Annotated in this window: 4 protein-coding genes; all 4 read right to left on the bottom strand. The window is 63.3% G+C overall.

The window, feature by feature from the left end; translation table 11 throughout:
* Positions 1-140: 140 nt before the first annotated feature.
* From N5D48_RS25055 to N5D48_RS25040, 4 genes are read right to left on the bottom strand one after another with little or no spacing between them, the layout of a single operon-like run.
* The gene (locus N5D48_RS25055) at positions 141-1,478 is read right to left on the bottom strand and encodes a hypothetical protein (RefSeq protein ID WP_279888741.1); all 1,338 of its coding nucleotides are present in this window, start codon (positions 1,476-1,478) and stop codon (positions 141-143) included.
* Positions 1,475-3,769 carry a hypothetical protein gene (locus N5D48_RS25050; RefSeq protein WP_279888740.1) on the bottom strand — a complete coding sequence of 765 codons (2,295 nt, stop codon included), beginning with the start codon at positions 3,767-3,769 and terminating at the stop codon, positions 1,475-1,477. Before N5D48_RS25050 ends, N5D48_RS25055 begins: the two co-directional genes overlap by 4 nt.
* A gap of 28 nt (positions 3,770-3,797) precedes the next feature.
* Positions 3,798-6,242, bottom strand: a complete 2,445-nt coding sequence (locus tag N5D48_RS25045; protein WP_279888738.1) for a hypothetical protein — start codon at positions 6,240-6,242, stop codon at positions 3,798-3,800.
* Between the two features lie 29 nt (positions 6,243-6,271).
* The gene (locus N5D48_RS25040; RefSeq protein ID WP_279888736.1) at positions 6,272-7,750 is read right to left on the bottom strand and encodes a hypothetical protein; all 1,479 of its coding nucleotides are present in this window, start codon (positions 7,748-7,750) and stop codon (positions 6,272-6,274) included.
* Between the last annotated feature and the right edge of the window lie 284 nt (positions 7,751-8,034).

The raw sequence follows: 8,034 nt of genomic DNA, 5'->3' as shown, positions 1-8,034 counted from the left end.
TAGGCCGGTACGCGGGTCGACACCGCCTTGCAGGTAGCTCATGAAGTTGAAGGCGTTGGAGTGCACGGCTGTCGAAGCAGACATAGGGAAATCTCCAGTTCAAGGATGGCCAGTGTGCGGATTCTTCACGATCAATCCCGTCAAACCTGCGTGATGGTCAGACGGTCACGGTGCCCGTTGTTCGTGCGCGGCGGGTAGGTAATCACCAACATGTGCAGGTTCCCCTCGCTGTCCCTGAGCTCGGCAGAGAGAGAGGTGTTCAGAGCTGCCTCCAGGGCGCCGTCATATCGAACCCCCATGTAGCGATGATTGGTAAAGGCAACTTCACCGACATGGATCTGGCTCACGTCCACGGATGTGGAGAGTGTCTGCCCGTTGTGCTGCATGAAGTTCGTCAGCGCGGTGTCGAATCGAATGCTGGCCGAGGCGTTCTCGCGAAAGATCACCCCCGTGCAACTGAACATGATCTCGTTCTGGTGATCGGACTCCCAGCGCGCCATCGAGTCGCGCAACACCACAGGGTTGCTGGTGTCCCTCACCGTGCACGCCCTGAATTCGACCGGCACGGGCTTCACCTTGACGACCCAGTAATCGATCGTCCAGGGGTACATTTCGTAATAATCATCCTGCGCCGCGCTGGGCTGGCCGCTGGCGACCTGCCGCAGATCCAGTTCATAGGTGCCGGTGGGCCTGAAGATCACAGGGCTGACCTTGATCTGCTTGTAATTCTGCCCGGTGTTGTCCGTGCTGTAGTGCCACAGGCCATGTCGATCCCGCAGGCCAAGGTAGACGTCAATGTCCTCATTGGCACCCGCCAGGCTTCGCAGGTAAAAGGTTTTCGTCTGAGTCCCCTGCGGCGTCACCGAGCAATACCCGGTCTCTCTCTGACTGGCAGGCCGGGATTTCGGGGCCGCAAGGTCATACTCGTTGCGATCGTTGTCCACGCCCCATCGCGCAGGCCCATCGCCGAGCCCTCGCCCTGCCATGAACGGCAGTTCCTGATTGGTTTCGACCTCGAAAAGACGCAAGGTAGCGATCTCGGCCGGCGTGAGATCCGCGTTCGTCAGCGTCATCGTGACGATCAGTTGCAGTTGCTGGTAGCCATTGGCATAGAGCGCGGCCTGTGCATTCGGGAAATTGCTCGCCCTGACAGAATACTCGGCCAACGTCTGCCACTCGTCTTTGACCGTTTCGTAGAACAGGGTGCTGCTTGCACGGCCGACGACGACGCCGTCCAGCTTGACGTCGCAAATCACGGTTGCAAAATCCCCGTCCCTCGCATTGTCTCTGCTAACGAACTCTACCTTTCCATCTGTCTGTTCGATTCTATCGCCTGTGCCAACGAAGCTCCACGTACGTGCCCCTTCCGGACAGAATTGCGGATCGAGGGTGAACTGCACCCAATCACCGGGCTTGATCCGCAGGCCCGACGCCGGGGTCAGCTCGGGCTCGAAAGGTTCCAGGTACATGCCGCTCATGGCCGTTTCTCCTGCGTGGGGGAAGTGATCATCGCGTTCGCCAACCGGCCGCTGGCCATCCTTGCGCCGCGCAGTGCCGGGAAGCTGGACAGGGGCAGTGGCAGGACCAGGTGCCCTTCGTAGGTGATGCCCGCGCGCTCGAAACTGGCGAAAACGATCACGAACGCGGCCTGCGCTTGCGGATCGGCCTGGTACAGACCGTCCGCGTCGATTCGGCCTGGTCCCTCCAGGGACCATTGCGCAGCCAATCCAGTGTCGTTACCACGTTGCGTCGCCTTGAGCTTGAGCGTGCCTTCCGGAGACGGCTCGCCTTCCTGATGGATCGTCAACATAGGGGTCTTGTGCACGACCAGGATCACCCCGTCACCGGCTTCGGCGGAGGCGGGCCCGGTGGCCTGGATCTTGTCGACCACATAGGTGCGGTCCTGCCTTGGCTCGCCGCTCGTGTAGGTGCAGCTCCTGTCCCCGGTCGATTCGAGCGTGCCGCCGAAATCGGAGGCGATCTTCCACTGGAGCGGGGCATCGGACAGCGCGCTGGCCGTCAGGAACGCCTCGCCTTCCTGTTGCCGATAGATCAGTTTGAGCACCGGGCTCATGACCACCGTGCGCGCCACCACCTCGACCAGTGCCGAACTGGCCTGGCCGGTGAGCACATCCTCGGCCAGCACCTTCACCTTGAGCGCCCGGCCTCCCAGGCTGGCAGCGGAGGGCGCGGCATACAGGCCGTCGGCATCGATGCTGCCCGGATCGCCGGCAGGGTCCGAGAGGGCCTCGACGCGCCAGCGCAACGTGTCGTGGCCCGATGCGACCGTGAACCGATGCTGCCCTTGCGCCGCGATCTGCAGCGTCTGTGGCTCGATGCGCAAGGCCGGTCGGACCAGCTCGAATTCACCCAGCACCGCGAGGCTGTTGTGCAGGGCCCAGGCGTGGGGGCGCAACGCCGGTCCGTCGGGCAGGCGCAACAGCGGCAGGATCTGCTCGGCCAGGCGCGCGGTCAGGCGCCGGGACACCGTGTTGAGGTAGCCGCGCCTGACGATGTAGTACGCGGCGCGGGTGATGTCCTCCAACTGCCCGGCCAGGCTGTCAGGCAATCCGCTTACCGCCGCCGTCTCGGCGGACAAGGCAGTCAATCGCCCCTGCGGAGGCAACGCTGGGTCTTCACTGGCGGTCAGCTCGAAACGGTAATCGAGGTGTGGCCTTACGGTGACGGTATGTTCGCTCCACGCGCCCTCCCCGATCGGGCGGTAACGCAACCTCAGCGCCAGCTCGGGCTGCCAGCGCTGCTCGACATGGTCGCCATGGAACTCCAGCTGCAACGCCTGTGCGCCCCCCGTGGTGGGAATGACGAAGGCCGGGTACTCGAATTCCAGTCCCCCTGCGCTGTCCACGTAAGCGCCTCCGGGGATGGAAAGCCGCCCGCCTTGCGCGGTCATGCGGGACACCGGCTTGCCATCGTTGGCGGCATAGCTGAACGCCCCATCCTCGACGGCGCCGAGCACCGCCTGGCCGAGGGCCGTGCGATGCAGCAGGTGCCGGGAAAGGATGACCGTGCAGGCATGCGTCTGCTGCGCGTCCTCGGCCAGAAGGAAAGGAAACCCGGCGCGCGACACCGGTTCGAAACCATCGCTGCCTTTGTCGAACGTCACGAACAGCAGCAGGGCCTGACTGCCGGTAGCGTCATCGACCTGGGCGCGAATCCTCACGCCACGGGTATCGCGAAACGGATTGCGTGCATTGGCCAGGACCTGCGCCAGGTCCAGCACCCGGGCGTGGCCGGGCAATTGCGCGAACAGATCTTCCAGCAGGCTCGCGCCGTACTGGTTTTCCATGCTGTCGCCCAGCGTCAGCTCATGCTCGCTCCCTTCCTCCAGGTCCAGTCGCAGATCAGCTCCCACCAGGTGCAAGGGCACCCGCACACGCGGGGCGAAACCGTTGATGGGCGTATGCGCGGTGAGGCTCATCACCTCGGTATCGTCCCTGACGATGGCATGGGTACCCTCGGCCATGGTCAGTTCCAGCTGGAGGTTCGACTTGCCATAGTCGGTCTCCTCGACGGTCAAGGTCGGCGTTGCAAGCTGATAACCGTCGAGCTGGTGGGAGATACCCGTGTTGCCGATCTGCACCTCCCCTTTCAGACGAGCGCCGCCATCCTGCACCCAGTGGCGCAGGAACGACTGGTTTGCCACCTGATTGACCAGCCCCATCGGCAACGCGACGATCATGTCCCATCCATGGACATCGGGGTCCTCTTCGAGCCACTTGACGATCGCTTGCGGGACTCTGCTACTCATGAGCATCACCTCGACGGGACACGCGTGTTCAAGGGCGCTGGCACAACAGCGCGTAGGTATCGGCATAGCGGTGCAAGGGCAACGGCAACACGATGTAGCCGGCAGTCGGCGCCCAGCCATCGGTGGGCTCGACCCGCGCCTCGACCACCACGAAAGGCGCGTCGCCGTCGCTGGCGGGCGAGAAGCGTACAAAGGTTTGGTGGAGGTCTGCGTCGTGGCCGGCATCCTCGAACGTGCCAGGCCCGGCCCAGTGGACGAGGTCGTCGGCCGCCACCCCTTCCACGGCCAGCGTCACCCTGTTGCCAACAATCTCCCTGACGATGACTGGATGCGGCTCATCCGTGTTGATCATGAGGATCTGCCCGCTCGTGCCATTCTCTGGATCGGAAACCTCGACGTAATCGAACGCATAGAAGGCAGAGGACGCCCCCGCGAGATAGGTCACGCTGGCACCGGTGACCGGGCCTTCCAGGCGACCACTCGGCTCGGGGCTAACGATGCGCCACTGCAGCCGGTCTGGGTCCTGCGTGCTGTTGGCACTCAACGGATATTCCCTGCCCACGACACACACCTGAACCAGCGGCGTCATGGCCAGGGCATCCCGCGCCACCGTGACCAGTACCCCCGAGGTGGCACCCGAGACCGTGGTGGCCGTGACCCGCTCCCGCAGGAACGCCCCCTCGAAAGCACTGGCCGGTGGCGCCGTGTAGCCCCCCTGCGCATCGATGCGCCCGCGTGCCGTGGCGTCGCCCAGCGGCTCTACCGTCCAGGTCTCGATCGGCGATGGGGATTCGGCGCTGAAGACCAGCGTCGCGTCTGCGGCGAGGGTCGGGCCCTGCGGGATGAGCCGCGGCGCATCGCGGTGCGAGGCGATCTGGCCGAAACAGGCGATGTCGAACGGACCACGGACCTTGATGGGCACGAACGTCTCGCCCAGGTTGAGCTTGATCAGCTGGTTGATCCACGCGTCCGTCTGCGGGCTGACGGTGAAGCGCGCCAGCAGCACCTGCTGTATCAACACCTTCATCACGCTGATGATGGCAACGCTCAACAGCCTCATGAACTGTTGGATAACCAAATAGGAAAAACCAAAAAAGAGCATCAACGCGAGCTCCACCACTTTCCCCCACCATTCCTCATTGGTGCCTCGGTGGCGCGCATGGAGTTGCGCGGCAGCAACTGCGTCGAGGCCAAGGTATTGCACGATGGCGTCTTCGCTGAGCTCGACGAATTTCATCGCGGCGCCGTTGTCGAGGTCGGAAAGCTCCATGCGCGTTGCGCGCAGCGAAACCGTGCCGGGCGCCTCCTCGTCGATGACATAGGCAATCTCGCAGCGCTTTTCGAATGCGCCGATGAAACCCGTACCAGGCCCCGGGGCTCCCTCCCGCTTCAAGCCTGAGACCTGGAAGGCCCCTTTGAACGGCCAGTCGAACTCGGCACCTTCGGCAGTCAGACGGATGTCGATACCCTCGTCGATGCCCTGGAGAATGGTCCGCTCCAGATTCGCCGTGTAGAACGTGCCGTCCATTTCAAACCTGACCTGCGCCTCGGGCAGCTCCATCCTTTTACTGTTCACCGTCACCCCGGCAAGCAACTGCTGGTCGTAGTCGAGGTGGAGCTGGCTGGACAACTCGCCAGTGAGGTTCTTCAACATCAGCGCGACCAACTGCCGCCGGTAGCCAAAGAGCACGGTGGCGGAATACGCTTCCTGCTCGCCATCGGGTATCAGGTACCTGAAGTCGGCCCCCTCGCTCGGCACGCCCCCGCTGTGCTCGTCCTTCATGCTGATGAAGGCGAGCATCGCCCCCTCGCCCGCCGGACGCCCAGGCAGCGGTGGATGGGCCTGGGTCGCCATGCGCATGGACCTGGGCTTGAGGAACTCATCGATGTCCCGGGACACATGGCCCAGTGTCAGCACGCGCTGCTCGGCCGGCAGCCTGTTGAACAGGTCCTTGAACACCGCACCGCCAGCCCGTTGCTTATCAGGGTCTGGATCGAGGGTCAGGTTGAAATCGTCACTGTTGCTCAGGTCCAGGAGCAGGCGCCCCTCCTGCTCGACCGTCACCGGCGCGTCGGGCAGCTGCAAGTCCAGCGTCAGCACCGGCCCCTGCAACGGGGTGATGCGCTCCAACCGCACCACCCCATATCCGCCGGCCTTGACCTCCAGCTGCACCTCGCTGCCACTGATGATCACCAGGCTCAGGCGGGCGACCGAATCATTGAGCTCGGCGTTCTCGAAGGACAGCCTCGGGCGATCGAGAAGGAAGTCGTGCAGGTAGAACTCGACATAGTCGCCCACCTTGACCGCGGCCGAGAAGCTGGGCAGGTAGCTGTCCTCGGCAAAACGCCGGACATAGTCCTGCTCCAGCAAGTGGTTGGTCCTGGCGCGGTCCATCGCCACGACGAGGTCCCAGGAGAAGGTCCGGCCCTTCTCCTGCAGCCATTTGAACAGCGTGTATTCGTTGTCGGCCATGGTCGGCTCCCTGCGCTCGGCGGTTGTCGTCACGCGACCAGCAGGATGTAGACAGGGCGCAGCGGATAGGCGCGCAGGCCGTTGAAGCACACCTCGACCTGCAGTGTGAACTTCGCGTTCAACTTCAACTGTTCGAGCTCGCTGCGGGGAAACACACCCTGCAGGCATTGGGCAGTGAGTTCAGCTTCGTCCACGGGGGTATCACGCAGGACGAACTCCTTGTTCTGTCCGGAGTGATCGACGCCCAGGGCCTTGATGATGACGGTCTGACCCACCCCCATCAGTGGCCAACCCTCCAGGCGCCAGCGAGCGCCTTCGCTCGGCACCGAGGCCAGGGAAAGACCGGTCCGGCCACTTGCCAGGTCGCACTGGATGTAGGGGAAATGCATGACGTCGAAGGGCTCCCCTTCGAGCAATACGGAGGCCGAGCGCTGTGGCGTGCCGGCGCGGGTCGTGAACCGGTAGAACACCTGCACATGGTTCTGGAGCAGACCGCCGACCCTTTCCGGGGCGAACCAGAAGGAAGGCGTCTCACCCGGCCGCCCGTCATACACGGAGGAGTCCACTCCGAGCTCGTGCAGGTGCATGGTCACGGTACCATCGCTGGTGTCCGTGTCCGCGGGTACAGCGACCGTAAGGCCTTTGCGCAGGTCCATCGCTTTGATTACGGAACGGTCATTATTCCGAGTTGCGTCCTTTACGACAGGCGCCGAAAGCATGCGCGCGGCCACCAACTCGACACTTCGCGAAACACTCATGCCCGATTCTGACGGGTTGATGAACTGCCAGGTCATCGAGAGCTGTTTGCCAACGTGACTACTCAGCCAGCCATGTTCGAATGCTACTGACAGATTCGCCTGGCCTGCCTGTGCTTGCTCCACCCGCAACCACCGCTGCTCGAGCAGGGTATTGATGCCTCCAGTGCCAACCTGGTCGATATACAGCAGGATTTCGTCACCCGGCTGCCTGCCCGTGGCGGGCAACAGCAGCGTGACGCCCTGCTCGTGTTCGACAGGATAGATCCTTGGACCCTCCAGGCCATCGAACGCTGGCTGGGGCAACAGCGTCGGCAGTGGGTCGTTGTCGATGATGCGGATCGTCACCGGCTGCGACTCGCGCAGCGGCTCCGGATCATCGGGCGCTGAAACGCTGTAGTGGAACCGCGCCGAAAAACCGATGAGTCCTTGGATCCGTTCACGCTCGAGTTCGAACGTGACGGGCGAATCCAGGTGCTCGACCTCGGCGGTCAGCTCCAGCGGCTCCAGCAGAGGCTCGCCATCGTTGGTCAGCCCCTGAAAGCAGACCTTGACCGTATCGCCGAGGATCATCCCCTCGTAGGGCAGGACACTCAGGAGTACGTCAGAGGTGAACAATTTCAGGTCGAGGTGGTGTACATGCAGGTGCCGGACATGGACGACACTCAGCTCGACCGGCGCCCGGAAACCGGCAGCGCCGGATGAAGCATCCGCGGACGGCATCGGTGACGTGTCGTGGCTGCGTCGACTCATGGTGTGCCCCGGCTTTTCGAGAAAAAGAAGCCTCTGTTCGAGGCGCTGGTCGAGTTATAGACCGAGCGGCTGGCGCGAGAAACTGACAAAAATGCTAGCTGCCGGTGCTCGCGACCTTTGCTAGCTTCGCGATCGAACGCCTGTTCCGGTGCTTGCAGCACAGCGACGCACCGACCTCTCGCGACCCTCGGGGAACCGCCATGGCTGCCAATTCCAGCGTGCACTCCAACGCCTTCAACTTCATGAGCTACCTGCAAGGCGGTGTCGACCCGCGTACCGGCCTG

The sequence above is a fragment of the Pseudomonas sp. GD03858 genome (genome assembly GCF_029840925.1).
In the GTDB taxonomy this organism is placed as follows: Bacteria; Pseudomonadota; Gammaproteobacteria; order Pseudomonadales; family Pseudomonadaceae; genus Aquipseudomonas.
The sequence above is the reverse complement of the archived record's forward strand: the minus strand, read 5'-3'. Positions and strand labels throughout refer to the sequence as shown.

What these genes read in the sequence shown, in the direction of transcription:
- N5D48_RS25055 (WP_279888741.1), bottom strand. Translation starts at nt 1,478, where the DNA reads ATGAGCGGCATGTACCTGGAACCTTTCGAGCCCGAGCTGACCCCGGCG.
- N5D48_RS25050 (WP_279888740.1), bottom strand. Translation starts at nt 3,769, where the DNA reads ATGAGTAGCAGAGTCCCGCAAGCGATCGTCAAGTGGCTCGAAGAGGAC.
- N5D48_RS25045 (WP_279888738.1), bottom strand. Translation starts at nt 6,242, where the DNA reads ATGGCCGACAACGAATACACGCTGTTCAAATGGCTGCAGGAGAAGGGC.
- N5D48_RS25040 (WP_279888736.1), bottom strand. Translation starts at nt 7,750, where the DNA reads ATGAGTCGACGCAGCCACGACACGTCACCGATGCCGTCCGCGGATGCT.